This window comes from Methylorubrum sp. Q1 (assembly GCF_004683995.1).
GTDB lineage: Bacteria > Pseudomonadota > Alphaproteobacteria > Rhizobiales > Beijerinckiaceae > Methylobacterium.
The window spans coordinates 185,687-209,595 of sequence record NZ_SRHQ01000004.1 but is presented as its reverse complement, the minus strand read 5'-3'; the positions used below and the strand labels follow the sequence as shown (position 1 = coordinate 209,595).

21 protein-coding genes are annotated in these 23,909 nt (G+C 69.2%); 16 read left to right on the top strand and 5 right to left on the bottom strand.

The features are described from left to right. Positions 1 to 14 precede the first annotated feature (14 nt). From E4V01_RS06170 to E4V01_RS06160, 3 genes are all read left to right on the top strand, one after another. Positions 15 to 341, top strand: a complete 327-nt coding sequence (locus tag E4V01_RS06170; protein WP_135297736.1) for a hypothetical protein — start codon at positions 15 to 17, stop codon at positions 339 to 341. Beyond that, complete coding sequence (locus tag E4V01_RS06165) at positions 338 to 1,354, top strand: GTP-binding protein (protein WP_135297735.1); 1,017 nt, start codon at positions 338 to 340, stop codon at positions 1,352 to 1,354. The genes E4V01_RS06170 and E4V01_RS06165 overlap by 4 nt, the downstream gene beginning before the upstream one ends. Positions 1,355 to 1,824: 470 nt before the next feature. Beyond that, positions 1,825 to 2,829 (top strand): PAS domain-containing protein, encoded by a 1,005-nt coding sequence (locus E4V01_RS06160; protein ID WP_158509745.1) that lies wholly within the window; start codon positions 1,825 to 1,827, stop codon positions 2,827 to 2,829. Between the two features lie 287 nt (positions 2,830 to 3,116). On the opposite strand, the gene E4V01_RS06155 is transcribed toward E4V01_RS06160, so the two are convergent. After that, positions 3,117 to 4,937 carry a DUF3369 domain-containing protein gene (locus E4V01_RS06155; protein ID WP_193763149.1) on the bottom strand — a complete coding sequence of 607 codons (1,821 nt, stop codon included), beginning with the start codon at positions 4,935 to 4,937 and terminating at the stop codon, positions 3,117 to 3,119. A gap of 375 nt (positions 4,938 to 5,312) precedes the next feature. On the opposite strand from E4V01_RS06155, the gene E4V01_RS06150 reads away from it, so the two are divergent. The 7 genes from E4V01_RS06150 (at position 5,313) to cysE (ending at position 13,033) form a co-directional block, all read left to right on the top strand. Next, entirely contained in the window at positions 5,313 to 6,044 is a 732-nt protein-coding gene (locus E4V01_RS06150; RefSeq protein ID WP_135297733.1) for a response regulator, read from the top strand. A 154-nt stretch (positions 6,045 to 6,198) separates the two neighbouring features. Then, positions 6,199 to 6,483: a hypothetical protein gene (locus E4V01_RS06145; RefSeq protein ID WP_245517436.1), complete on the top strand. Its 285-nt coding sequence runs from the start codon at positions 6,199 to 6,201 to the stop codon at positions 6,481 to 6,483. Between the two features lie 10 nt (positions 6,484 to 6,493). Next, entirely contained in the window at positions 6,494 to 6,697 is a 204-nt protein-coding gene (locus E4V01_RS06140; protein ID WP_060769677.1) for a hypothetical protein, read from the top strand. Between the two features lie 121 nt (positions 6,698 to 6,818). Then, positions 6,819 to 9,092 carry a sensor histidine kinase gene (locus tag E4V01_RS06135; RefSeq protein ID WP_135297732.1) on the top strand — a complete coding sequence of 758 codons (2,274 nt, stop codon included), beginning with the start codon at positions 6,819 to 6,821 and terminating at the stop codon, positions 9,090 to 9,092. After that, positions 9,089 to 10,696, top strand: coding sequence for an ABC transporter substrate-binding protein (locus E4V01_RS06130; protein ID WP_135297731.1), 1,608 nt, complete (start codon positions 9,089 to 9,091; stop codon positions 10,694 to 10,696). The genes E4V01_RS06135 and E4V01_RS06130 overlap by 4 nt, the downstream gene beginning before the upstream one ends. 247 nt (positions 10,697 to 10,943) lie before the next feature. Then, on the top strand, positions 10,944 to 11,891 hold the full coding sequence (locus E4V01_RS06125; RefSeq protein ID WP_256371242.1) for a helix-turn-helix transcriptional regulator: 948 nt from the start codon (positions 10,944 to 10,946) through the stop codon (positions 11,889 to 11,891). Between the two features lie 281 nt (positions 11,892 to 12,172). Continuing rightward, a complete protein-coding gene (cysE, locus tag E4V01_RS06120; protein ID WP_060769674.1) occupies positions 12,173 to 13,033 on the top strand; it encodes a serine O-acetyltransferase in 861 nt (286 codons plus the stop codon). 140 nt (positions 13,034 to 13,173) lie between these two features. Here cysE and prfH read toward each other — a convergent pair whose 3' ends face one another. Continuing rightward, complete coding sequence (gene prfH / locus E4V01_RS06115) at positions 13,174 to 13,776, bottom strand: peptide chain release factor H (RefSeq protein WP_060769673.1); 603 nt, start codon at positions 13,774 to 13,776, stop codon at positions 13,174 to 13,176. After that, entirely contained in the window at positions 13,773 to 14,930 is a 1,158-nt protein-coding gene (locus E4V01_RS06110) for an RNA ligase RtcB family protein (RefSeq protein WP_135297729.1), read from the bottom strand. The genes prfH and E4V01_RS06110 overlap by 4 nt, the downstream gene beginning before the upstream one ends. Before the next feature lie 306 nt (positions 14,931 to 15,236). Here E4V01_RS06110 and E4V01_RS06105 point away from each other — a divergent pair, with 306 nt between their 5' ends. Next, entirely contained in the window at positions 15,237 to 15,452 is a 216-nt protein-coding gene (locus E4V01_RS06105) for a DUF3126 family protein (protein ID WP_003604163.1), read from the top strand. Positions 15,453 to 15,622: 170 nt separating this feature from the next. Continuing rightward, complete coding sequence (locus E4V01_RS06100; RefSeq protein WP_060769672.1) at positions 15,623 to 15,952, top strand: hypothetical protein; 330 nt, start codon at positions 15,623 to 15,625, stop codon at positions 15,950 to 15,952. A 10-nt stretch (positions 15,953 to 15,962) separates the two neighbouring features. Here the strand turns inward: E4V01_RS06100 and E4V01_RS06095 are convergent, their stop codons facing one another. Next, positions 15,963 to 16,595, bottom strand: coding sequence for a helix-turn-helix transcriptional regulator (locus E4V01_RS06095; RefSeq protein WP_003604161.1), 633 nt, complete (start codon positions 16,593 to 16,595; stop codon positions 15,963 to 15,965). Positions 16,596 to 16,944: 349 nt separating this feature from the next. Between E4V01_RS06095 and E4V01_RS06090 the strand changes: the two genes are divergently transcribed. The 4 genes from E4V01_RS06090 (at position 16,945) to E4V01_RS06075 (ending at position 21,466) form a co-directional block, all read left to right on the top strand. Next, the gene (locus tag E4V01_RS06090) at positions 16,945 to 17,295 is read left to right on the top strand and encodes a DUF952 domain-containing protein (RefSeq protein WP_060769671.1); all 351 of its coding nucleotides are present in this window, start codon (positions 16,945 to 16,947) and stop codon (positions 17,293 to 17,295) included. After that, complete coding sequence (locus E4V01_RS06085; RefSeq protein ID WP_135297728.1) at positions 17,292 to 18,368, top strand: quinone-dependent dihydroorotate dehydrogenase; 1,077 nt, start codon at positions 17,292 to 17,294, stop codon at positions 18,366 to 18,368. The genes E4V01_RS06090 and E4V01_RS06085 overlap by 4 nt, the downstream gene beginning before the upstream one ends. A 459-nt stretch (positions 18,369 to 18,827) precedes the next feature. Continuing rightward, a complete protein-coding gene (locus E4V01_RS06080; RefSeq protein ID WP_135297727.1) occupies positions 18,828 to 21,146 on the top strand; it encodes an FdhF/YdeP family oxidoreductase in 2,319 nt (772 codons plus the stop codon). A 17-nt stretch (positions 21,147 to 21,163) separates the two neighbouring features. Beyond that, entirely contained in the window at positions 21,164 to 21,466 is a 303-nt protein-coding gene (locus E4V01_RS06075; protein ID WP_135297726.1) for a hypothetical protein, read from the top strand. 124 nt (positions 21,467 to 21,590) lie between these two features. Here the strand turns inward: E4V01_RS06075 and E4V01_RS06070 are convergent, their stop codons facing one another. Then, complete coding sequence (locus E4V01_RS06070) at positions 21,591 to 23,558, bottom strand: PAS domain-containing sensor histidine kinase (RefSeq protein ID WP_135297725.1); 1,968 nt, start codon at positions 23,556 to 23,558, stop codon at positions 21,591 to 21,593. Positions 23,559 to 23,909 lie beyond the last annotated feature (351 nt).

The following is a 23,909-nucleotide window of genomic DNA, read 5'->3' as shown; positions in this document are numbered from 1 at the left end:
GAAAGGGAAAGCCCATGTGCTCGCTCTGCGGCGTGCTCGGCATCGAGACGCACTGGACGGATGCCGTCTCACGCCCCGGCACCTACTCGCGCAACGATACGGCCCGCGAGCGCCGGCTGGAAAGAACGCGGCGGATCCGCCTCGCGAACCGGATCCTGTCCGCCTACCGGCTGACCCTCTCCGACTTCCAGGGGCGTGCCTACGTGCTCGCCACGGCGACCGGCAAGGTCGAGATGATCGACACCCTCGCCCATCTCTGGCCGACGGCGGAAAAACTCTCCGGGCGAGCCTTCGACCCGCTCGACGAGGGGCTTCTCGCTCACATGCACCGCACGGCATGACGGCGCCCGCCCTCCTGCCGGTGAATCTGCTGACCGGCTTTCTCGGCTCGGGCAAGACCACGCTGCTGCGCCGGCTCCTGTCCGATCCCGCGCTTTCGGGCGCCGCCGTCCTCATCAACGAGTTCGGCGAAGTCGGCCTCGACCACCACCTCGTCGAGCGGATCGACGAGACGATGGTGCTGCTGCAATCGGGCTGCGTCTGCTGCACCATCCGGGGCGAGCTGTCGGAGGCTCTGCGCGATCTCCTGTCGAAGCGAGCGCGCGGCCTCGTGCCGGCCTTCGACCGGCTCGTGATCGAATCGACCGGGCTCGCCGACCCGTTCCCGATTCTCTCGACCCTCCGGGCCGATCCCGTGCTGTCCCATCACCTCGCCCCCGGCAGCATCGTGGCGACGGTCGATGCGGTCAATGCCGACGACCAGATCGCGCGCCGGCCGGAAATGACCAAGCAGATCTCGGCCGCCGACCGGATCGTGGTGACAAAGGGTGACCTTACTGGGCCGGCGGCGCGGGACGCGCTCATCCGCCGCCTCGCCGCGCTGAACCCGGCCGCGGCAGTCGTGGACGTTCACGGCGCGGCGTGGGACGCGGCCTGGCTGATGGCCGATGCGACCGGGCTCGCTCCGACTCAAGAGCCGGAAGGGGACCACAGCCACTCGCATCCTGACGGCCACCACGGGCATCACCGGCACGATCCGAATCGCCACGGCGAGACGATCCGTTCCTTTTCCGTGACGCTCGACCGGCCGATCGACTGGACCGGCTTCGGGATCTGGCTGTCGATGCTGCTCAACCGTCACGGCCACCGCATCCTGCGGGTCAAGGGCATCCTCGACCTCGCCGGCGAGGCGCGCCCTGTGGCCGTCCACGGCGTGCAGCACCTCGTCCATCCGCCGACGCATATGGCGGCGTGGCCGGACGGCCCGCGCACGTCCCGCCTCGTCTTCATCGTGGACGGGATCGAAGAGGCCCGCATCCGCGCCTCGTTCGAGGTCTTTGCAGGGCTTCGCTGAGGCGGGGCACGAACATCCCGGTCGTCCCATGCGGGAAGGGCGCGGCGCCTCCGCTGAGATCGAAGCGCAAACAGCTTGACCGCTCAAAGGCTGCTGAGGGTGGGAAACAGGCTTCCGCACTGCGGCCGGAAGCATTTGCCCGTAGGCGGGATGTTACGTAGTCGGGACCGGATTCGGGCGGACGCCGCCAAGGGCATCGAGCGCTTTTACAACCCGGCGCAGCGGCACTCGACTTAGGGCTATCTCATCTTGATAAAGATCGAGAACCGAATCCATTTTGCCTGGGCTTGTATCCACCAAACCGTCAGCAAACCATAAGTCACAACGTAAGACCACCCCCAATTTCGGCGCAACAGGTAGGACGATCCTCCCGGCGCGTAGCATAATCTTTATTGCCGTCGTAGTACTATCCAGCAAGGCGCGCGTGCGTCGCAGACTGCCTACACCGGGACTTTATGCATCCACTCAATTTGTCCTTCGCTCCGGCAGAATTCCTTCGGCTGATCGAGGATGACGGGCTGACGGGAAGTTGGGCCTGGATCTTCGCCTCCGGGCAGCAGACTTGGTCGCCCGGCCTCTTCCGCCTGCTCGGGCTCGATCCCACGCAGACCCGCGCGAGCTACAGCCTGCTCACTGATCTCGTCCATCCCGCAGACCGGTTCTACTTGGCGAGCACCGCCGATCTCCTGCAGGGCCACGTCCTGCCAAAGCGCGAGATCCGGATCGCGCGACCGGACGGAACGCTGCGCACGATCACGATGCGCACCGAATTGCATCTGACGCCGGAGGGCCGACCGCGGGCCGCCGCCGGCATCGTCCTGGACGTAACCGATGCAGCCGCCCTGTTACGGCTGCGCCAGACCGATCAGCGTCGGCGCAGCGCTTTGCTGGCTGCGTCCCGCATCCTGTTCATCCCCGTCGATCTCGACGGGACCTATCACTTTCCGCCCGAGGCGGCGCAGTTTTCCGGGCGCCCGATGGAAGATATCATCGCCGATCCCTATGCCGACGTGGCGCCGGCCGAGCGCGCGGCGTTTATCGACAGCATCGCACAGCGCCAAGCCGAGCAGATGTTCCAAGCGGCGCCGCTGCATCACCTTCGCAACCGCGAACCTGAGCGCTATCGGGTGCTTTCAGTCCCAGTCTTTGACGAGCGCGGGCGCTTGATCGAGCGCAACGGGATCCTCTATCCCGCTGCGCTCGGCGCTCCGCCGCTGGTGGCGGACCTGATGCGCATAGGCCTGGAACAGCTAGTGGAGGGTCACCACCTGCGCGCCGCTCGAGCCCTGCTCGACTGGTCGATGACGATGCTGGCGCAGGCAAGCGGCTTGTCGCTCTCGACGGTGCGGCGCCTTGAGGAGGATGCCGATAGCCGGGGCTCCCACTCTCGCCGGAAAGCCATTGCGGCCCTGCGTCGTGCCGGCATCCGCTTCATGATCCTGGATGACAACAGGGTCGCCATTGCCCGCAGTTGAGGCCGCCTGAAGGCACCGCTGGCGCCCCCTGTCCGGACGCATGCCAACGCCGGCTTGACCGTCATCACTTCCACCCCACGCGGCCGCCGACGCCAGTCCGTTTGGGTGTGCCCTGGCACACCATAGGCTGCGGTCTGCTCTGGATGATCGGCAAGGACCATCCAAAAAGAACGTTATCAAGCGCCATCCCTGGAGAACCGGTGCGGTGGAATGGCCGGAATTGGATATCGTGACGGCCCAGACCGGATCGGAAGCCGTCCTGCATGGTCAGGCCGTTGGGTCCGCCCCTACGGCACCCCCACCGCCTCCTTCGGGAACCGCATCGAGAACACGGCGCCCTGCCCCGGTCCGTCGGAGAACGCCTCGGCGCGGCCACCGTGGAGTTCGGCGATGCGCTTGACGATGGAGAGGCCCAGCCCCGTCGAGCCCTCGCCGCCGGTGGGCTTGGCCGAGAGGCGCTGGTAGCGGCCGAACAGGCGGCCGGCATCCTCCGGGGACAGGCCGGGGCCCTGGTCGGCCACCGCGCAGACGAGGTCGCCCCCCTCCTCCCGCACGCTCACCGTGATCGCGCCGCCGGGATAGGAATACTTGATCGCGTTCGAGACGAGGTTGTCGAGCGCTTCGCGCAGCCGTTCGGCGTCGCCGCAGAGCGAGAGCGGGGCGGACAGATCCGTGTTCAGGCTCTGGCCCTTCGATTCGGCCAGCGGACGGTTGGCCTCGCAGACCTCGCGGGCGAGGCCGGCGAGATCGACGGGCTCGCGCCGCAGGGTGATGTCGAGAGCGTCGTTCATGGCGTCGGCCATGAGGCTGTCGATCATGTCGATCAGGCGGGTCGCCGAGGTGCGGATGTGCTCGACCTGGGTCAGCATCGCCGCCCGCGCCTTCTCCGCGCCGGACGCCTCCCCCTGATCGAGGCCGATCAGGTCGGTCAGCATCTCGGAGCGGCCCAGGATCACCGAGAGCGGATTCTTCAGGTCATGGGCGATGGTGCCCAGAATCTCGGTCTTGAGGCTATTGGCCCGGCGCAGGTCCGAGCGCTGCATATCGAGGCGGCGGTTGGCGCGGATCAGTTCGGCAGTGCGCTCGACCACCCGCTGCTCCAGGGTGACGTTGGCGCGCTGCAGCCGCTCGTAGAGAATCACGTTGTCGAAGGCGACCGAGAGGCGCCCCGCCAGCAGGGTGATGAGCGCCCGGTCGGTATCGGAGAGCGGGCGGTCGGTGTCGATCAGCGCGACGATCTCGCTGCCGCTCGCGGTCTGGACGTAGAGCGTGGAGAGGCCGTCGCCGAAGCTGTGGCGGCGCGCCGCGAAAGCTTGCTCGACCAGGGGCTGGATGCCGGGATCGAGCGGCCAGCCGGGATCGCGCCCGACATAGCCGCCATAGAGCCCGGAGCCCGCCAGCACGCAGAAGCCGCCCTCCCGCCGGTCGGCGGCATCCTCATCCTCGCGCAGAACCAGGATGCCGGCGCAATCGACGTTGAGGAGCGAGGCGACCTGGGTCAGCACCCCTTCGGCGAGCCGCTGCATCGACTTGTGGTCGAGCAGCATCGGCGCGGCGTCGATGATGATTTCCAGGCCGCGCCGGGTCTCGTCGAGCCGCCGGAGCTGCTGGTAGGCCCGGAGCGCCGCGGTGAGGCTGGTGAAGAGCTTGTCGGCGGTGAGTTCGGTCTTCGCCTTGTAGTCGTTGATGTCGTAATCGACGATGACGCGCCGCTCCGGCGCCTGCCCCGGCTGGCCGGTGCGCAGGATGATGCGGACGGTCTCCTCCTTCAGCTCCCGGCGGATGTAGTCAACGAGCCTCAGTCCGGCGTCGTCGGTCTCCATCACCACGTCGAGCAGCACGATGGCGACGTCGCGCCGCTCGGCGAGCAGCGCCCGCGCCTCCTGCGCCGAATAGGCGGAGAGGATGTCGAGGCCCCGCCCGTCGAGGCTGTAGCCGGCGAGCGCGTAGCGGGTGCCCTCGTGGACGGCCGGATCGTCGTCGACCACCGCGATGGTCCAGGTTCCGGCTCGGGTCGGCGCTTCCGCGGCCTCGTCGGGGATGAGTTCGAGCCAGTCGTCGTCGTTCATCGCGTGAAGGCCTTCCGAGCTCATCGAGGTCGCCCGCATGCATCCGCCGACCGAATCAGCGTAACGCATGCGCACCCGCCGCCCTTTGTGCTGCGGCGCGAGCGGTTGCACCGTTCGAAAGCACACACCGCGATGCTGACCGAAAGCTTGCGACGAAATCTTATCGAAAGGCGAGTGGCCTCAACACATGCCCCGCCGCTCACCCTTGGGCGGCTTCAATCATCGTACACAAGTTCGGCGCGGCCCGTCCGCCAAGATCCGTTGATCGCCCTCCCGGTGGCGTCGCCAAGCGCGGCCGGATCGGGCATGGTGAGGGCGAAAGCTGTCGAGTCCAGCCGAAAGTGCCTTTTCGATTCGAGGGACGATCGAGGTGACCATCCGATTCTCTTCGCCGGACTGGACAGGCGCGGACCTATGACGGCGACCGGCCCCCACATCGCCGTCGTGGACGACGAGGCCGATGCCCGCGCCATGGTCGGCGACTACCTGCGCCTGCACGGCTTCGACGTGGCCCTGTGCGAGGGCGGGCGGGCACTGCGGGCCCATCTCCAGATCCGGACGCCGGACCTGATCGTGCTCGACCTCAACATGCCCGAGGAGGACGGCCTCTCCATCGTGCGGGATCTGAAGGCGCGAAGCCCGATTCCGATCATCATGCTGACGGCGACCGCCAGTCCGATCGACCGGGTGGTGGGGCTCGAACTCGGGGCGGACGATTACCTGCCCAAGCCCTGCGAGTTGCGCGAACTCGTCGCCCGGGTGCGCTCGGTGCTGCGGCGGGCCCAGGTCGCGCCGCCATCGCCGCAGGCGGCGCCCGACGCCGCGGCACCGGCGCGAACCGTTCGGTTCGGCACGAAGTGGCTCGAACTCGATGCCCTGCGCCTGCGCGACGATGCGGGCGTGGAGCAGCCGCTCACCCGCTCGGAATTCGATCTCCTCAAAGCCTTCGCCGACCATCCGAAGCGGGCCTTGTCGCGCGAGCGGCTGCTCGATCTCGCCGACGCCCGCGATCCGGACGCATTCGACCGGGCGATCGACGTGCGAATCAACCGCATCCGCAAGAAGGTGGAGCCGGACCCGGCCAACCCGCGCTACATCCGCACCGTGCGCGGCCTCGGCTACATCTTCCGCCCCGAAGGCGACTGAAGGTGCATTCGCCGCCGAATGTTTCGTCGGCGGCTGCGAGACGCAACAATCGCCCCCTGATCCGGTGATCCTGTGACGGGCGACGCAAAACGCCGGACACGCCCCCTGCCTACAAGCACTCCCATCGACGACGGCAAAGCCGCGGGAGGATGTCATGCAGGGATTGGTCTCAATGATCGCCGCGAGCGCGGTTTTGTCCGCCGGCCTCGTTGCCGGCTTGGCCGCGACGGATGCCGCCGCCGGCCCGAAGCCGGCGCTGTCCGCGGCGCCCATCGAGGCGCCCGCCGCCATGGCTCCCAAGGTCACGGAGTCCGAGGCGCCGGCGCTCAAGGGTGAAACATCGACGACAGCCCCCTGTGCCGCCGCGTGGCCCTACCAACCGGCGGCCTGCGCCGCCGACGGGCGCAAGGTCCGCATCATCGCTCTCACCGCGCGTTGAGGAGGGCGCCATGCCGCATTTCTCAACGGAGGATCTGGAGGCCTCGGCGGAGACGCTGGCCCATCTGCGGGAGATCCTGCACGGGCGCCAGCAGGGCGGGCGCGACGGCCGGCCCGTCCCGACGACGCCGACCAAGGAAGGACGCTTCGGCACCTCCGGCGGCCGGGGGACACCGGTGCGCAAACGGCGCCACACGGTCCCGGCGGGCGCATGAGGGCGGCGCGGTTCGCCGTCCCCATCCAGACCGGCGCGACGCCCTTGTCCGGCGACGCGTTTCCGGCGACGATCCCGCCCCGACGAAGGACGCTCCCGAGGGAGCCCGCCACGGGGCGAGGATGCGGGTCGGCCGGAAGATTGCCCTGGTCGGCGGTGTCCCGATCCTCGTCGCCGCGGCCATCGCGGCGGCGGGCTGGTTCCTTCTCGCCCAAGGCGAGCGAGCCCGGGCCGGCGCCCTGCTCGCCACCCGCGCCTATCACGACCTCACCCTGGCGCGGATGGTCCGCGACGATTCCGTCTCCGCCCGCGCCGACGCACGCGCGGCGATCGAGACGCGGTTCTTCGACCTGACCGCCAGGGCCGGACAGGGTCTGGAGGCGCTTCAGAATCAGGCCCGCATCCGGAGCCAAGCCGAGCGGGCCGCCGCGGCGCGCCAATCCCTCGACCGCTACGTGGCGCGGATGCGGGATTTCTCGGCGGTCGCCCGCGAGAACGACGGCCTCATCGCCGAGATGGGACAGCGCGCGAACCGCCTCACCGACCTTGCCGAGCAGGCGCGCCAGCGCCAGCAAGCCTCCAATGTCGATCTCGCCTGGACGATGACGGGGAAGGTGAACCGGCTGCGCGCGACCCGCGACGTCGTGGCGGGGCTCAACGCCGTGCTGGCCGCCGCGTGGCAAGGCGCCCTCGCCCGGCAACGCGGCGAGGAGACCGCGCAGTCCGGGCGCACCCGCCTCGTCCATGCCGGCCGCGACCTCGCGGCGGCCCTGCGCGCCACCTCCCGCGAGACCGAAGCGATGGAGGCCGAGGGGCTGACCGCCTCCGAGCCGCCGGCCGGCGACCGGCTGACCGAGTGGGGCGAGCGCTGGCTCAAGATCGTGACCTCCGAGCAGCGGACGCTCGACGACGCGGTGGCGCAGCTCCTAACCTATGCAGGCGAGGCCAACGCGACCGAGCAGGCGACGCAGAATATCGGCATCGCCACGCTCAAGCTCGGCCAGCGCACCGCCGAGGCGCTGGCGCGGCGGGACCCGGAGGCCATCTCCACGATGCTCAGCGAGGGCGAGCGGCTCTCGGCAAGCGCCTCCGCCCTGCCGATCTCGCCGCTGATTCAATCCGACATGATCGAGGCCATCGACGGCTGGCGCGCGCGGCTCGCCACCACGATCGACGGGCTCAAGCGCCAGAACGCGATGATCGCCGAGATGGACGGCCTCGCCGCCGGCCTGAGCGAGGCCTCCCGCGACCTCAACGACGACGCGGTCGAGGATGCCGACCGGTTCGGCACCTTCCTCGGCCGGCTCCTCCTCGCCGGGGCGGCCATCGGCCTGCTGCTCGGAGCCCTCGCCGCCCTGGCGGTGGCCCGCTCGATTCTCGTGCCGCTGCGCCAGCTTCAGGGCGACATGATCGCGCTCGCTGCCGACCCGAAGGCGGAGGGACTCTCCGGCACGCAGCGCACGGACGAACTCGGCGACATCGCCCGCGCGACGAACTTCTTCGTGACCGAGATCGGCCGGCGCGAACGGGCGCTGCGGCGGGCCAAGGATCAGGCGGACACCGCCCTGCACGATCTCCGCCATGCCCAGGACGACCTGATCCGCGCGGAAAAACTCGCCTCGCTGGGGCAGCTCGTGGCCGGCGTCGCCCACGAGATCAACACGCCGCTCGGCATCGCGCTGACCACCGCGACGCTGGTGCGCGACGAGACGCAGACCTTCCAGGGCTTGGTCGCGGCGGGCGCGCTCTCGCGCTCGCGCCTGATCCATTTCGTCGATCGGGTCGGCGAGGGAACGCAACTGCTCTGCGCGAACCTGGCCCGCGCCGCCGACCTCGTCCACGGCTTCAAGCAGGTGGCGGTGGACCGGGCGAGCGACGAGCGCCGGAGCTTCGACCTCGATGTCTGGCTCGGCGAACTGCTCGCGAGCCTGCAGCCGATGCTGCGCAAGGGCGGCCACAGAATTCGGCGCGAGGTCCCGCCCGGAATCGTCCTCGATACCTATCCCGGCGTGCTCGCGCAGGTCGTCACCAACCTCGTCGCCAACGCCGTCGTGCACGGATTCGCCGGCGCCGAGCGGCCGGGAACCATCACGGTGCAGGTCTCGGCGCCCGGAGCGCTCGTGCGATTGGAGGTGATCGACGACGGCGGCGGCATCGCGCCGGACCATCTCCGGCGGATCTTCGACCCGTTCTTCACCACCGCCCGCTCCCGCGGCAGCACCGGGCTCGGCATGCACATCGTGCACAACCTCGTCACGGCCAAGCTCCAGGGCCGCATCGCCGTCGAGAGCGAGCCGGGCCGGGGCACCCTCGTGCGCCTGGAATTCCCGCGGGCGCCCGGCGGCACCGAACGGCCGGGCACGGCGCGCCGGCCGACCGGGATGGAGGCGCGATGAGACGCCTCGTCCGCGCCGCGCTGCTGGCCCTCGCCGTCCTGACGGGAGCGGCGCCGGGGCAGGCGCGCACCTTGGTCTACTGCTCCGAGGGCAACCCGGAAGCCCTCGATCCCGGCCTCGTCACCACGACCACGGCGATGAGTGCGACGTGGCAGATGTTCAACAGCCTCGTCGAGTTCGCCCCCGGCACCACAGACCTGCGGCCGGCGCTCGCCGAATCGTGGGAGGTCTCCGACGGGGGGCGGACCTACGACTTCACCCTGCGGGCGGGCGTGCGCTTCCACGCCAATGCCGGGTTCACGCCGAGCCGACCGCTCAACGCCGACGACGTGCTCTTCAGCTTCCTCCGCCAGTGGAAGCCGGACCATCCCTATCACCGCGTCGGCGGCGACTTCGCCTATTTCCGCGACCTCGGCCTCGCCAGCCAGATCGAGGGAATCGAACGGCTCGACGAGCGCCGGGTCCGCTTCCGCCTCAAGGAGCCGGACGCGACCTTCCTGCCCAATCTCGCCCAGGCCTTCGGCGGCATCCTGTCGGCGGAATATGCCGAGCATCTCGCACGAAGGGGCGCGCAAGCCGAGCTGGCCCGAGCGCCGATCGGGACCGGCCCATTCCGCTTCGTCGAATACCGCCCCGACGTGGCCGTGCGCTATCGCCGTTTCCTGGACTACTGGCGCCGATCAGCCGAAGCCGGAGCGCATACAATCGAAGGGCTCGTCTTCTCGATCACCCCGAATCCGGCGGTGCGGCTGACCAAGCTCAAGGCCGGCGAGTGCCACGTGATGGCCTTTCCCGGCACGGCGGATCTCGACGCGGTGCGCGCCGACCCCGACCTGGCTCTCTTTTCCGGCGAAGAACTCAACGTCGCCTACCTCGCCCTCAACACCACGCGCCCGCCGATGACCGATTGGCGGGTCCGCCGTGCCGTCAGTCTCGCCATCGACCGCAAGGCCATCGTCGAGGCCGTCTACGGGCCGGCCGGCACGGTGGCGCGCAACCCGCTGCCGCCGTCAAGCTGGGCCTTCCACCCCGATCTGCCCGAGCCCGCCTTCGACCGTGAGGCCGCCGCGCGCCTGCTGGCCGAGGCCGGTTTTCCCGAGGGGTTCGAAACCGATCTGTGGTTCCTGCCGGTCAGCCGGCCCTACAACCCCGATGGCCGGCGCGTGGCGGATATGATCCGCGCCGACCTCGCCCGCATCGGCATCCGCACCCGACTGACCACCCGCGACTGGACCGCTTACCGGTCAGCGCTCTACGGCGGCGCGCCGACGATGATGCTCTACGGCTGGACCAGCGATAACGGCGACCCGGACAACTTCATGAACGTGCTGCTCGGCTGCCGGGCAGCGGCGCCGGGGGGCGCCAACCTCGCCCGCTGGTGCGACGCACGCTACGATGCGGCGGTCCTCGACGCCCGCCGCACCGACGACCGCGAGACCCGCACCCGGCTCTACCGGGACGCGCAGATCCGATTCCGCGAGGCCGTCCCCTGGGTACCGCTCGCCCACACCATCGTCCACATGGCGGCCCGGCGCCATGTGGACGGCTTCCGGACGGACCCGCTCGGGCGCACCCTGTTCGAGGGGGTAACGTTGGCGGACTAGTGTTTTGCAGGGCCGTATCTCTCGCATTGCGGCATAGCATATGTTATCCACTAGCGAGTTCGCATGGATGCTACGCTCGCGCGACGGGTTGCATCGCAGCTCGCCAATCGCCAGATGTGCGCGTTCCCCGCTCTGTCCGCGTGCTTTGGCCCGCGCGTTGCAGCGGGCGTCTCTCGTTCGGGTCTCCGGACGAGCGGATGGTATTCCGGGCGCGAGGTCGAGGCCTCGCCGGAGCTGTTCGGCATGGATGCGGATCGAGGCGGGCGTCGGAAAGGACGATGAGGTGAGTGTGGCCATGACCGACGCGGCCGATCAAGAAGCGAGCTTCCTCAACGAACTCGGCCGGCGCGTCCGCCACGCGCGGACGGTGCGTGGGCTGTCGCGCAAGCTGCTGTCGCAGGCCTCCGGCCTGTCCGAGCGCTACATCGCCCAGCTCGAGAGCGGCCAGGGCAACGTCTCGATCATCCTGCTGCGGCGCGTCGCCAATGCGATGGGGATGCGGCTCGACGATCTCGTCTCGACCCAGGAAGCCTCGTCCGACTGGCGCGTCATCCGCGACCTGCTCGATCAGGCCAGCCCGGACCAGATCGCCCTGGCCAAGTCGGCGCTTGCGGGCTCGACCGGTGCGGAAGCGCGGACGATCCGGCGGCGCGTGGCGCTGGTGGGCCTGCGCGGTGCCGGCAAATCGACGCTGGGCCGGATGGCGGCGGCCCATCTCGGCTGGCGCTTCGTGGAGCTCAACACGGAGATCGAGCGCGAGAACGGTCTGTCGGTGCGCGAGATCTTCGCGATCTACGGCCAGGAAGGCTACCGCCGGCTGGAGCAGAAGGCCCTGCGCGGTCTCGCCGAGCAGCCGGGGCCGATGGTGCTCGCCACCGGCGGCAGCATCGTCGCCGAGCCGCTGACCTACGACCTGCTGCTCTCCTCCTTCTACACGATCTGGCTGCAGGCCCGGCCCGAGGAGCACCTGCAGCGGGTGCGCGACCAGGGTCATGTCGAAGGCAAGGGCGATCCGGCCTCGGTGCTGGACGATCTGCGCGCGGTGCTGCTCAGCCGCGAGCCGCTCTACGCCCGCGCCTCTGCCGTCGTGGACACCTCCGACGTGCCGGTCGAGGTCATGGCCGCGCGTCTGATCGAAGTGATCGAGTCGCGCTTCAGCGGCAACGACACCGGCGGGCGGCGCCCGGCGGCGTGACCGCAGCCTTGCGGCGCCATCCGCCGCAGGGTGTGACCCGGCCCCTTGATGCGGCGCGGGATCGCCCCAAGCTGTGGGGCTTGACCCGGTGCGGGCGAAGACGCTTCTCTCCCGCGCGGTTTTCGCGATACGCGTCGTCACTCCATGCCCCACCCGGCGGCATAACCCGTCTAGCGGGCCGCCTCGGCAAGGCCGTGCGGGGCGGCGCGAACACGCTGCCGGCTGCGAGCCCGTCGCGGCCACAAGCCGGATGGACAGCCCACGCTGTCGAGGAGGAATGCATGTCCGCCAGTCCGTCGCTCAGCCCGGCCTCCGGGCGCGAAGGCATCGCCGGAATCGTCGATCCGCTCTGGACGCGCGTGCGCACCGAGGCGGAAACGGTGGTGCGCGACGAGCCGCAGCTCGCCTCGTTCTTCGTTGCCACCATCCTCAACCATCCGTGCCTGGAGGCTGCGGTCGCGCACCGCGTCGCCACCCGCCTCGGCCACGCCTCGCTCTCGAGCGAACTCGTCGCCCACGGCTTCCACGAAGCGATCCAGGACGACGTTCGCATCGGCCAGAGCATGCGCGCCGACATCCTCGCGGTGATGGACCGCGACCCGGCGACGACCCGGGCGCTTGAGCCGCTGCTCTACTTCAAGGGCTTCCACGCGATCCAGGCGCACCGCCTCGCCCACTGGTATTGGGGCCAGGGCCGGCGCGACCTCGCGCTCTACCTGCAAAGCCGGTCGTCGGAGGTGTTCCAGACCGACATCCACCCGGCCGCCCGGATCGGGCGCGGGGTGTTCTTCGACCACGCCACCGGGGTCGTGATCGGCTCCACCGCGGTGATCGAGGACGACGTCTCGATTCTGCACGCGGTGACGCTCGGCGGCACGGGCAAGCATGGCGGCGACCGCCACCCCAAGATCCGCCGCGGCGTGATGATCGGCGCGGGCGCCAAGATCCTCGGCAACATCGAGGTCGGGGCCTGTGCCCGGGTCGCGGCGGGCTCGGTCGTGCTCCGGTCGGTGCCGGCCCACACCACCGTCGTCGGCGTGCCGGCGCGTGTCGTCGGTGCGGCCGGCTGCGCCGAGCCCGCCCGCTCGATGGACCAGCTCGTGGCGATGAGCGAGTTCATCGATATCGCGGGCGGAATCTGATCCGCAGCCCGAAGGCCGCGGACAGATCCTCACGGCTCTCTGAACCATCGTCCTGGATACCTGATCCAGGACGATGGTTGAGGCTGTTGTTTTCGCATCATCCTTTTCCGAAAGCCGGCAGCCACCTTTCGGGATGATGCTTAGAGAACCCGGACCGGGTTGCCCCGCTCCAGGGCGTCGTGACGCCGATGCGCCTCGTCCTGAAGCGCGCCTCGTTCCATCGCGGCCCGGATCTCGACGAGTTCGGCGAGCCGCTTCAGGGCAATGTCCCGGTTCCGGTGCTGGGAGCGTTCCTCCCGGGCGACGACCCGCAGGCCGGTCGGCCCATGGGTGGCGCGCACAGCGCTGTCGGTCGTGTTCTGGTGCTGCCCACCGGGACCGCCCGCCCGGAACGCCTCGAACCGGACGTCCTGCTCCCGGATTGCCTGGGCGGAAGGAAGCGGCGGCAGTTCCGAGACCGAGACGAACCAGTTCTTGCGCTTATGGTTCGGCCGCACCGGGCTCTGGGCGATCCATTGAATCGTCCCGGCCCAGGAGGCAGCGAGCCGGGCCGCCTCCGGTCCGTCGAGGACGAGCACGACCGAGGCCGGCCCGTGCCCTTGCGGATGGGGCGGCCCGTCGATCTGGGACAGATCGAGCCCCCACGCCTCCGCCTCCTGGCGGAGGAGCCGCACGACCCGGGACAGCGCGATCCGGCACTCGGCCGGGCCGCGTCCGCTGGTGACGAGGAGGCGCAGGCTCATCGCCCCCTCCCCTGTCCGGCCCCTTGGGAACCACCGCGCCGGCCGATCGTGCTCAGCCCGGTCTTGAAGGTGACGAGCGGCCGGAAGGTCGCCACCACCTCGGCCAGGCCAAAGCTCACGAGGTCGTCGATCACCCGGTCGATCGCCTTGTAGGCGTCGCCCGCCTCCTCGATCAGCAGATTGCGGTCCTCGCAGACCACGACCCCACCGAACGGGTTGCGCTTGAGCCCCTCGCGCACCGAGCGCACCCGCTCGATGCGGCCGTGCATCGAGCCCCGGTCGTACTTGCGGCCGGCGCCATGGGCGAGGCAGGCGAGCGCGTCCGGAGACGCATCGACCCGCGGCCGCACGAGATAGGAGAGGGTCTCCCGCGAGCCGGGGATCGGCACCAGCCCCCGGTCGGCGGGCGCGGCCCCCTTGCGGTGGAGGATGCCGCCCCCCCTCGGTTCCAGGAAGTTGTGCGGCCGGTCGGCCACCGGCTCGACCGCGCCGCGCAGGGCCTCGCCGGCCCGCTCGGCGATGATCGCCCGGTTGAGCCGCGCCCAGGCGACCGCGTGATCGTGGGCGGCGAGGTAACGCCGCCCCTCCTCCGAGTCCGGTGCGAGTGGTCCGGCCTCCGCCCGGACCAGAGCGTCGAGGATGGAGGCGCCCAGCGCCCGCGAGCCGGAATGAACGAGGAGGTGGACCCGCTCGGGGTCGATGCCCGCCTCCCGGCAGGCGGCCTCGTCCCGCATCTCGTGGACGGCCTGCACTTCGCAGAAGTGGTTGCCGGAGCCGATGCTGCCGAGACCGAAATCGTAGGGCGTCGGGGCGAGCCCGGCTGCCTCCATCCGCCCGCGCCGATCGCCGTCCCAGGGCTCGTCGAGCCCCTTGAGGCGTTCGGCGGCCCGGTCGGTCCGCAGCTTCTTCAGCTTGAGGTCGGTCCGGAACAGACCCATGCCGCAGCCGATATCCGACCCGACCAGGGTCGGGTGAAGTCCGGGCGCGAGCAGGCCCATGCCGACCGGGCCGTATTTGCCCGGATGCAGGTCCGGCATCGCGGCGAGCGCGACGATGTTCGGAATGGTTTGGGTGAGAAAATCGAGTTGAGCGAGGGCGTTACCCTCGATCCAGGCGCTTCCGGAAAAGAAGCGGTGAACCGGTGTCTTCGTCAAATCGTCCGTGCTTTCATGTGGGAAGTCTCGGCGTGGCCGAGAGCCCGCGGAGCGGGCACGCGGCGGCTCGGTCGGTCGTCTGCCGGAATGCCTGGGTCATGCTCCGCCTCCTTCGAAAGCGTGGTGCGGGAATGCGTGTCGAAGCACGGTGTGTGCCGCGTCCGCTTAGCCGATTCGCGCGCCGCCGTCTTCGGTCGTTCGGGTTGCCTGCCCCCCGATGATCTGGCAAGCCGCCGCTCATCATCCGATCGGCGCCGCGCCCCGCGCCTCGATGCGCGGCGCTCCCCCAGAAAAAAGGTTGACGGTGTGACCAAGACCGAAGTCGCCAAGCTGCAGGATTACCTGCGCCGCAAGTTCGCCAATGCCAGCATCCGCGTCGTGGCGATGAAGACTGGTGATTCCGCCGAGGTGTTCATCGGCGACGAGTCGATCGGCGTCCTCGCCGACGACAAGGAAGACGGCGACGATTCCTTCACCTTCCGCATGGCGATCCTCGACATCGATCTCGAAGAAGACGCCTGACTCCGCGAGCCGGCCTTCGTTTCGGCCGGCAACATCGCTCCGGGCTCGATGACCGCTTTCGGCGTCGAGCCTGTGGGCCGCGTTAATGTTAACGAAACGTCTTTCTTAACAACACGTAAACGATCGGCCAGACTGCGCGTCACATCCTGAGAAGGAGCGTCGAGCGCGTCATGACCGTGAGCCCGTCTTCCGTCGAATCCATCCAGGCGCTCATCGTCGGTCTCGCTCTGGCGGGGCTGCTCGCGAGCGCCTTCGAATACGCCACGAACCGACGGGCGAGCTTTCGCCTGCTGGAAGCCGGCGGCGTCGCGGCGCTAGCCGCGCTGCCGATGATCGCGGTGGCCGCGCCCTTCATCATCCTGCGCAACACCCTGCGGGGTCGGCGCATCGAGCGCCGGCCGATCCCCTTCGTGATGATCGCGACGATGATCGCCTGCGGCTGGAGCCTGCTCTCGGGCCAGATCGCCCTCGGCATGGCGCATCGGTTGGTCGGGCTGTAGCCGGCGCCTTCTACTGCCGCACCCACATCACGCGGGCCATCCAGGCGACCTCGGCGAGCGGCACCGCCCGATCCTCGTGATCGGGGTTGAGCGAGGCGAGTTCGATGGTGCGGGCGGTGCGGCGGCGCAGTTCCTTGGCCAGCACCTCGCCGTTGTTGAGCCGCGCGACGATCCGGTCGCCCTTACGGATGCTGGCATTCGGGGCGACGATCAGCACGTCGCCGTCGCGGTAGAGCGGCAGCATCGAATCGCCCTGCACCTCCAGCGCGAAGGCGCGGTCCCCCCCGAGATCGGGAAACTCGATCTCGTCCCAGCCGGGACCTCCGGTTGGAATCCCTTCCTCGTTGAACAGGCGACCGGAGCCGGCCTGGGTCAGGCCGATCAGCGGCACCATCGTACGGGTCGGACCCTGCCCGGAATCGACCAAGTGCAGGAAGTCGTCGAGGCTGGCGCCGGTGGCGGCAAGCACCTTCGCGATCGATTCGGTAGAGGGCCAGCGCTTGCGCCCATCGGGCCCGACCCGTTTCGAGCGGTTGAAGCTCGTGGCGTCGAGGCCCGCACGCCGGGCGAGCCCCGACGCGGAGAAGCCGTGGCGCTCGGCCAACCGGTCGATCGCAGTCCAGATCTGCTCGTGCGACAGCATGGTGGCCTCAACCCGGCGCGTGTGCCGTTGAGACATACGGCCTACAGTTAGGAAACTAGAACCCGCTGGCCCCGGACGCAATCGGAGCATCCGGAGAGGCGAGTGTCGCATCTGAACGGCAAGCGGTGAAGGCGTGGCACCCCGTATCCGGTATCATCCAGGGCAATCGTACGACGACGCTCGCCCTGGGTTTTTGCTGGCCTCAGTCGCTGGCGCCCGCCTGCGCGGGGTTCGTGCCGGAAGCCGCTCATGCGGCTTCGCGCGATGGCCCTCCGGCATCATCCGGCGTCGGTTGCCGTGGGCCGGCGCGCGTTCTATCGCTCCGGACGATTCGACCCCCGGAGACCGGATGGCCCTCGTCTACAAGATCTGTCCACGCGGCCTCTGGCGGGAAGCCGAGACGCTCGGCCGCTTCACCGGTGCACCCGTCGATCACGCCGACGGCTTCATCCACTTCTCGACCGCGGAGCAGGTCGCCGAGACCGCCGCCCGCCACTTTTCCGGGCAGGACGACCTGCTGCTCGTGGCGATCGAGGGCGACGACCTCGGGCCGGCTCTGCGCTTCGAGCCGTCGCGGGGCGGCGCGCTGTTCCCGCACCTCTACGGCGACCTTCCCTTGAGCGCCGTACGCTCCGTGACCGACATGCCCCTCGGGCCGGAGGGGCGGCACGTGTTCCCGGCGGAGATCCCGCAGGCATGATCGACGCGCTCTTCCCCCTCGCCCGGCCCCTGCTGCACGGGCTCGACGCCGAGACGGCGCACGACCTGACGATTCGCGGCCTCTCGCTTTTGCCGCCGCGCCGTCCGCCGGCCGACGACGCGTCCCTCGCCGTCGAGGTGTTCGGGCAGCGCTTTCCCAACCCGGTCGGCCTCGCCGCCGGATTCGACAAGGGCGCGCGCGTGGCCGACACGCTGCTCGGCCTCGGCTTCGGCTTCGTCGAGGTCGGCGGAGTCGTGCCGCAGCCTCAGCCCGGCAATCCGCGCCCGCGGGTGTTCCGGCTTCCCCGCGACCGGGCGGTGATCAACCGCTTCGGCCTCAACAGCGACGGGCTCGACGCGGTGGCCGACCGGCTCAAGGCCCGCGCCGGCCGCGAAGGGATCGTCGGCGTCAATATCGGCGCCAACAAGGAAGCGGCCGACCGGCTCGCCGACTATGTCGCCTGCACCGCGCGGCTCGCGCCGCATGTCGCCTTCATCACCGTCAACGTCTCCTCGCCCAACACGCCGGGCCTGCGCGACCTTCAGGGCGAGGCCTTCCTCGACGACCTGCTCGCCCGCGTCGTCGCCGCCCGCGATGCCAGCGGATCGAGCCCCGCCGTGCTCCTCAAGATCGCGCCCGACATCGCACTCGAAGGGCTCGACGCCATGACGGCGACGGCGCTCCGGCGCGGCATCCAAGGCCTCGTCGTCTCGAACACGACGATCGCCCGGCCGGCGTCCCTCGTGGAATCCTCCGTCGCCAAGGAAACCGGCGGCCTGTCCGGACGGCCGCTGTTCGGCCCGTCGACCCGGCTCCTGGCCGAGACCTATCTGCGCGTCGGCGACCGGATCCCGCTGATCGGCGTCGGCGGCATCGATTCGGCGGAGGCCGCCTGGACCAAGATCCGGGCCGGTGCACGCCTCGTCCAGCTCTACTCCGCCCTCGTCTACGAGGGGCCGGGGCTGGTCGGCACGATCAAGCGCGGCCTGAGCCAGCGGCTGCGGGCGGAGGGCCTGACGAGCTTCGCCCCGGTCGTCGGGCGGGACGCCGCCGCCCTCGCGCGGGAGGCCTGACCCGGCACCACGCCGCCGCACGGCCTCTTCAGGAGGCGCGACGCTCCGGGTCACCGCGGCCCCGCCTCGCGATGACGGAGCGGGTCTCGCGTCGCATTCGACCGGCACCCGCAGAAACGGGTCCGCCTTACGGCGGAGCTGGCCGGTTGCATGAACCGCTCCGCCATCCGATTTCCGACCATGTGAAATTTGATGCAATGCATCAAATTTCCATAAGTCACGCGGCGCGCTGACCTGAATTCAGCTTCGAGCCATTCCAAGAACGGGCACCTTCTAGAATCAACTTAAATCGCCCTGCGTGCGACGAATGCCTCCCCCATCATCCGCCATGCATCAACTCGCACCTGCGAGATGTTATTTCACAGTCACGACATCTGAAACCGCTCACCCGCCAGGGGGCGAAGCGGCGGGCGCGGATCGTTGGAAACATCTCCCACATCGCGAAGACCGGGCTCTCGGATGGATCGTTCGCAAGGCCTACCCAAGCGTTCTTCCGCCGCGGGCGGCTGGGGAGCGCTGAAGAGCTGCGGCAAATTCCTGCTGGGGAGCCGGGCGCCGCTCTCCGGCGCACGCGCCCTGCTCAGCGCCAACCAGCCCGACGGCTTCGATTGTCCCGGCTGCGCCTGGGGCGACCCGGCCCACGGCTCCTCGTTCGAGTTCTGCGAGAACGGCGTGAAGGCGGTCTCCTGGGAGGCCACCGACAAGCGCGCGACGCCACGCTTCTTTGCCAAGCATCCGGTCTCGGAGCTGCGCGGCTGGACCGATTACGCGCTGGAGAGCGAGGGCCGCCTCACGCATCCCATGCGCTACGACGCCGAGAGCGACACCTACCGCGCCGTGGAATGGGACGAGGCGTTCGCCGAGATCGGCGCGACCCTGCGCGGCCTCGACCATCCCGATCGCGTCGAGTTCTACACCTCCGGCCGCGCCTCCAACGAGGCGGCCTACCTCTACCAGCTCTTCGCCCGGGCCTACGGCACCAACAACTTCCCCGATTGCTCGAACATGTGCCACGAGGCGAGCGGCATCGCCCTCGTCCAGGCCATCGGCATCGGCAAGGGCACGGTGCTGCTCGAAGATTTCGAGAAGGCGGACGCGATCTTCGTCGTCGGCCAGAACCCCGGCACCAACCATCCGCGCATGCTGGGCGACCTTCGCCGGGCCGCCGAGCGCGGCGCGCGGGTCGTGGTGCTCAACCCCGTGCGCGAGCGCGGGCTGGAGCGCTTCGCCGACCCGCAGAACAGCGTCGAGATGCTGCGCGGCGCGAGCCGCCCGATCGCCAGCCACTACTACCAGCCGAAACCCGGCGGCGACATGGCCGCCTTCCGCGGCATCGCCAAGGTCGTCTTCACCCGCGACGCGGCGGCGATCGAGGCGGGCAAGCCCTCGCTCCTCGACCACGCCTTCATCGCCGCGCATACCAGCGCCTTCGCCGATTACCGCGCGGCGGTCGAGGCGACGGAGTGGGAGGCGATCCTCGACCAGTCCGGCCTGACCCGCGAAGAGATCGAGACCGCCGCCGACGTCTATCTCGGCGCCGACAAGGTGATCGCGACCTGGGCGATGGGCGTGACCCAGCACCGACACTCGGTGGCGACAATCCGCGAGATCGCCAACCTGCTGTTCCTGCGCGGCCATATCGGCCGGCCCGGCGCCGGCCTGTGCCCGGTGCGCGGCCATTCCAACGTGCAGGGCGACCGCACGGTCGGCATCAACGAGAAGCCGCCGCTGGCCCTGCTCGAAGCGCTCGACCGCGAGTTCGGCCTCAACGTACCGCGCAAGCACGGCCACAACGTGCTCGGCGCCATCGGGGCGATGCTCGACGGCTCGGCCAAGGCCTTCGTCGGGCTCGGCGGCAATTTCGTGCGCGCGACGCCGGACACGAAGTTGGTGGAGAAGGCGCTCGCCGGCTGCGAACTCACCGTCCACATCGCGACGAAGCTCAACCACTCGCATCTCGTGCCGGGCCGGGTCGCCTACCTGCTGCCCTGCCTCGGCCGCACCGAGATCGACCGCAACAGCCGGGCCAAGGTCCAGATCGTGACCGTCGAGGATTCGATGAGCATGGTCCACGGCTCGGGCGGCATCAACAAGCCGGCCTCGGTGCATCTGCGCTCGGAGATCGGCATCATTGCCGGCATGGCCGCGGCCACCCTCGGCTCCGAGCGGATCGACTGGGCCGCGCTCGCCGACGATTACGACCTGATCCGCGACCTGATCGAGCGGACGATTCCGGGGTTTGCCGGCTTCAACACCCGGGTGCGGCGTCCCCGCGGCTTCATGCTGCGCAATCTCGCGGCCGAGCGGGTGTTCGAGACGGCGACCGGCCGGGCGGGCTTCTCGTCCGGACCGCTGCCGGTTGCCACCGAGCATCAGCGCGCGAGCCTTCAGGGCGATACCTTCGTGCTGCAGACCTTCCGCAGCCACGACCAGTACAACACCACGATCTACGGCCTCGACGACCGCTACCGCGGCGTCTACGGCGAGCGCCGCGTCGTGTTCGCCAACCCGGACGACCTCGCCGAGCTGAAGGCGCGGGCGGGCGAGCGGGTCGATCTCGTCTGCGTCCACACGCAAGACGGTATCGAGCGGGTGGCGGAGGATTTCCGCCTCGTGCCCTTCGACATGCCGCGTGGCGCGCTCGCCGGCTACTATCCCGAACTCAACGTGCTGGTGCCGCTCTCGGCCTTCGGCGAGTTGTCGGACACGCCGACCTCGAAGTCGGTGCTGGTCCAGGTGCGGGCCCGTGCCGCGAACGCCGTGGGCAAGGCTGCGTGAGTGAGGAAAATGGCCGCGTGAGCGAACCCGCCGCCGACGCCGAGACCTTTCTCGCCGCGACCGACACGATCGCGGCGTTGCGTCCCGAACTCAGTCTCCTGGAGGCCGGCATCCTCGCCGGCCTGCATCTCGCGCTGGCGGCCGACAGCCGGAGCTTTGGCCGCATCTTCGGTGTCGAGCACGCCCTGGTGCTGCGGGCGGTGGAAAGCTTGACCACTGAGACCCTCATCACCGTGACCGCCCGTGACGGCCGCACCCAGCGTACCCGCTATGAGGCGAGCCCGGCCGGCCGCGCGGTGCTGACGGCGCTCGCCGCCTGACCCGAGAGCGTCATCCTGGAACTCGATCCAGACGATGCTTGAGGCTCTTGTTTTCGCATCATCTTTTTTTCCGAGAACCGGCAACCGCCTTTCGGAACGATACTCTCGACCCGCACGGCAACGCTCAGGCCATGCTCACCTGCCCGAATCGTTCGCCCAGCGGCAGTTCGATGGCGCAGCGCAGCCGCGTCTCACCGAGTTCGTAGTGCGTCTTGGCGTTGAGCGCGTAGGGCATCGCCTGCTCGATCAATTCGCGTCCGTAGCCGCGCCGCGTCGGGCCCTGCGTCTCGCGCGGCCGGCTGATACCCTCCTCGATCCACTCGATCAGCAGGTTTCCTCCGCCTTCGTCGTCCCGATCGGCGCGCCACGTCACCGAGAGGCGGCCGTGCTCGGTCGTCAGGGCACCGTACTTGCGGGCATTGGTCGCCAACTCGTGCACGGCGAGCGCCAGGGTCTGCACCGATGCCTTGTGCAGCCGCACCGGCGGTCCGGCGATATGGATCCGATCGGCGAAGTCGTCCCCCCCGAGGGCGTCCAGCTCGGTTCGAATCAGGGTGCGCAGGGTGATCAGTTCCTGCTCCGAGCGCGACAGCAGCCCCTGAACCCGCGACAGGGCGGCGAGCCGGTCGTTGAACTGCTCGCGGAAGCGCTCCGTCGGGCCGGTCTGCGCCATGGTCTGGTGGGCGATGGAGCGCACGACGCCGAGCAGGTTGCGGGTGCGGTGCTGCAACTCGGCGACGAGGATGGTCTGGCGCTCCTGCAGATCGTGCAGATCGTGGATGTCCATGGCGGCACCGATCCACTGCGTGACCTGTCCCTCGGTATCGAGCAGGGGCGCCTGCCGTACGAGGAACCAGCGATACTGCCCGTCATGCCGGCGGATGCGCTGCTGCACCTCGATCAACCGCTGCTGCTCGCGGCCGGTGCGGAAGGCCTCGCGCACCCTGTCACGGTCGTCGGGGTGGATCGCTTCGAGCCAGCCGCCGACCTGCGATTGCTGCAGGGTCTGGCCGGTATAGGCGAGCCAAGCCTCGTTGAGGGAGTTGTACTGCCCGCTCTCATCGGAGCGCCAGAGCAGGACCGGGATGAGGCTCGTCAGGGTGCGGAAGCGATCCTCACTCTCGCGCAGGGCCTCCTGCGCGATCTCGTCGCGAAGCCGGAGCATTTCGTCTTGCGCCGCCTTCCAGGCCGAGATCTCCTTGGTGGTGATGGCCACCCCGTCACCGAGCTTCACCGCGCACTGGAAGAACCAGCCATCGATCTGCTCGTGGGCGTAGTGGCGCTCCGCGGTCGCGGGCTGGCCGGTTTCCGTGACACGCTTGAAGGTGTCGAAGATGCCCTCCTGAATCACGCCCGGATTGCGTTCGAGCAGGCTTTGGCCGCCCACATCGCCGTAGCGGCTCGCTGAGGTGGAGTTGTTCAGGACCCAGCGGAAATCGACGATCTCGCCCGCCGGATCGCGCACGGCCTTGAAGACCTGAATCATGTCCATGGAGCTGTCCATGGTCGCCTTGAGCAGGTCGCGGCTCGCTTGAAGCTCCGCCGTCCGCTCTTGCACCTGACGTTCCATCTCGGCCCGGAAGCGCGCCTCGCGCTCACGCAATGCCCGGTCCGCCAGAACGCGGGCCGTGCTCTCGACCAGGACGACCAGGATACCCGCGATCTGCCCCGCATCGTCCCGCAGCGGGCTGTAGGTCAGCGTGAACCACGCATCTTCGAGGCAGCCCGACCGGGACAGCGGGTAGAGCGCATCTTCGAAGGTGAACGTCTCGCCGTTCCAGACCCGCTCGTAGATCGGCGCATTGATGTGCCAGATCTCGGGCCAGCACTCGCGTGACGGCTGACCCAGCCCGGCCGGGTGCTTCAATCCCATCAGGTCCCGGAAGCCGTCATTGTAGACCTGGATCAGGTCCGGGCCCCACAATGCGCTCATGGGGAAGCCGCAGCCGAGAATCAGACTGATCGTGGTCCTGAGGCTGGGCGGCCAAGCGTCCGCCGAACCGAGCGCCGTCGCGGCCCAGTCATGCGTCCGGATCCGCTCGGCCATCTCGCCGCGATTCGACTGCGGAGGTGGAGTGTCGCTCCCATCCATCCCTCATCTTCGCACAGCTTTCCATAGCGTACTACGCAGAAGCAGCGGGCATCACGAAACGCAGTCGCACCGATTTTGTTACGATATCCCTCGTCATGGCAGCAGACAGAACATGTCGGTGCCGCACTTCGCTTTCGAAGATCCTGGCATGCCCGAATCGGCAAGCTCATTCTACGCTGTACTGAGGAGAGACAGCGCATGACTAATCGCGACCTGATGCGATCTGCCGCAGTTCTCATGCTTCAGAACGCTCAAAACGACCGGCCATCGTGAACGGCGGCCGTACCGCCTCCCCCGTGGGGAGACCGGCGCGATCGGGGGCGCGGGGATGTGAGTCGGGCAACGCGAGGC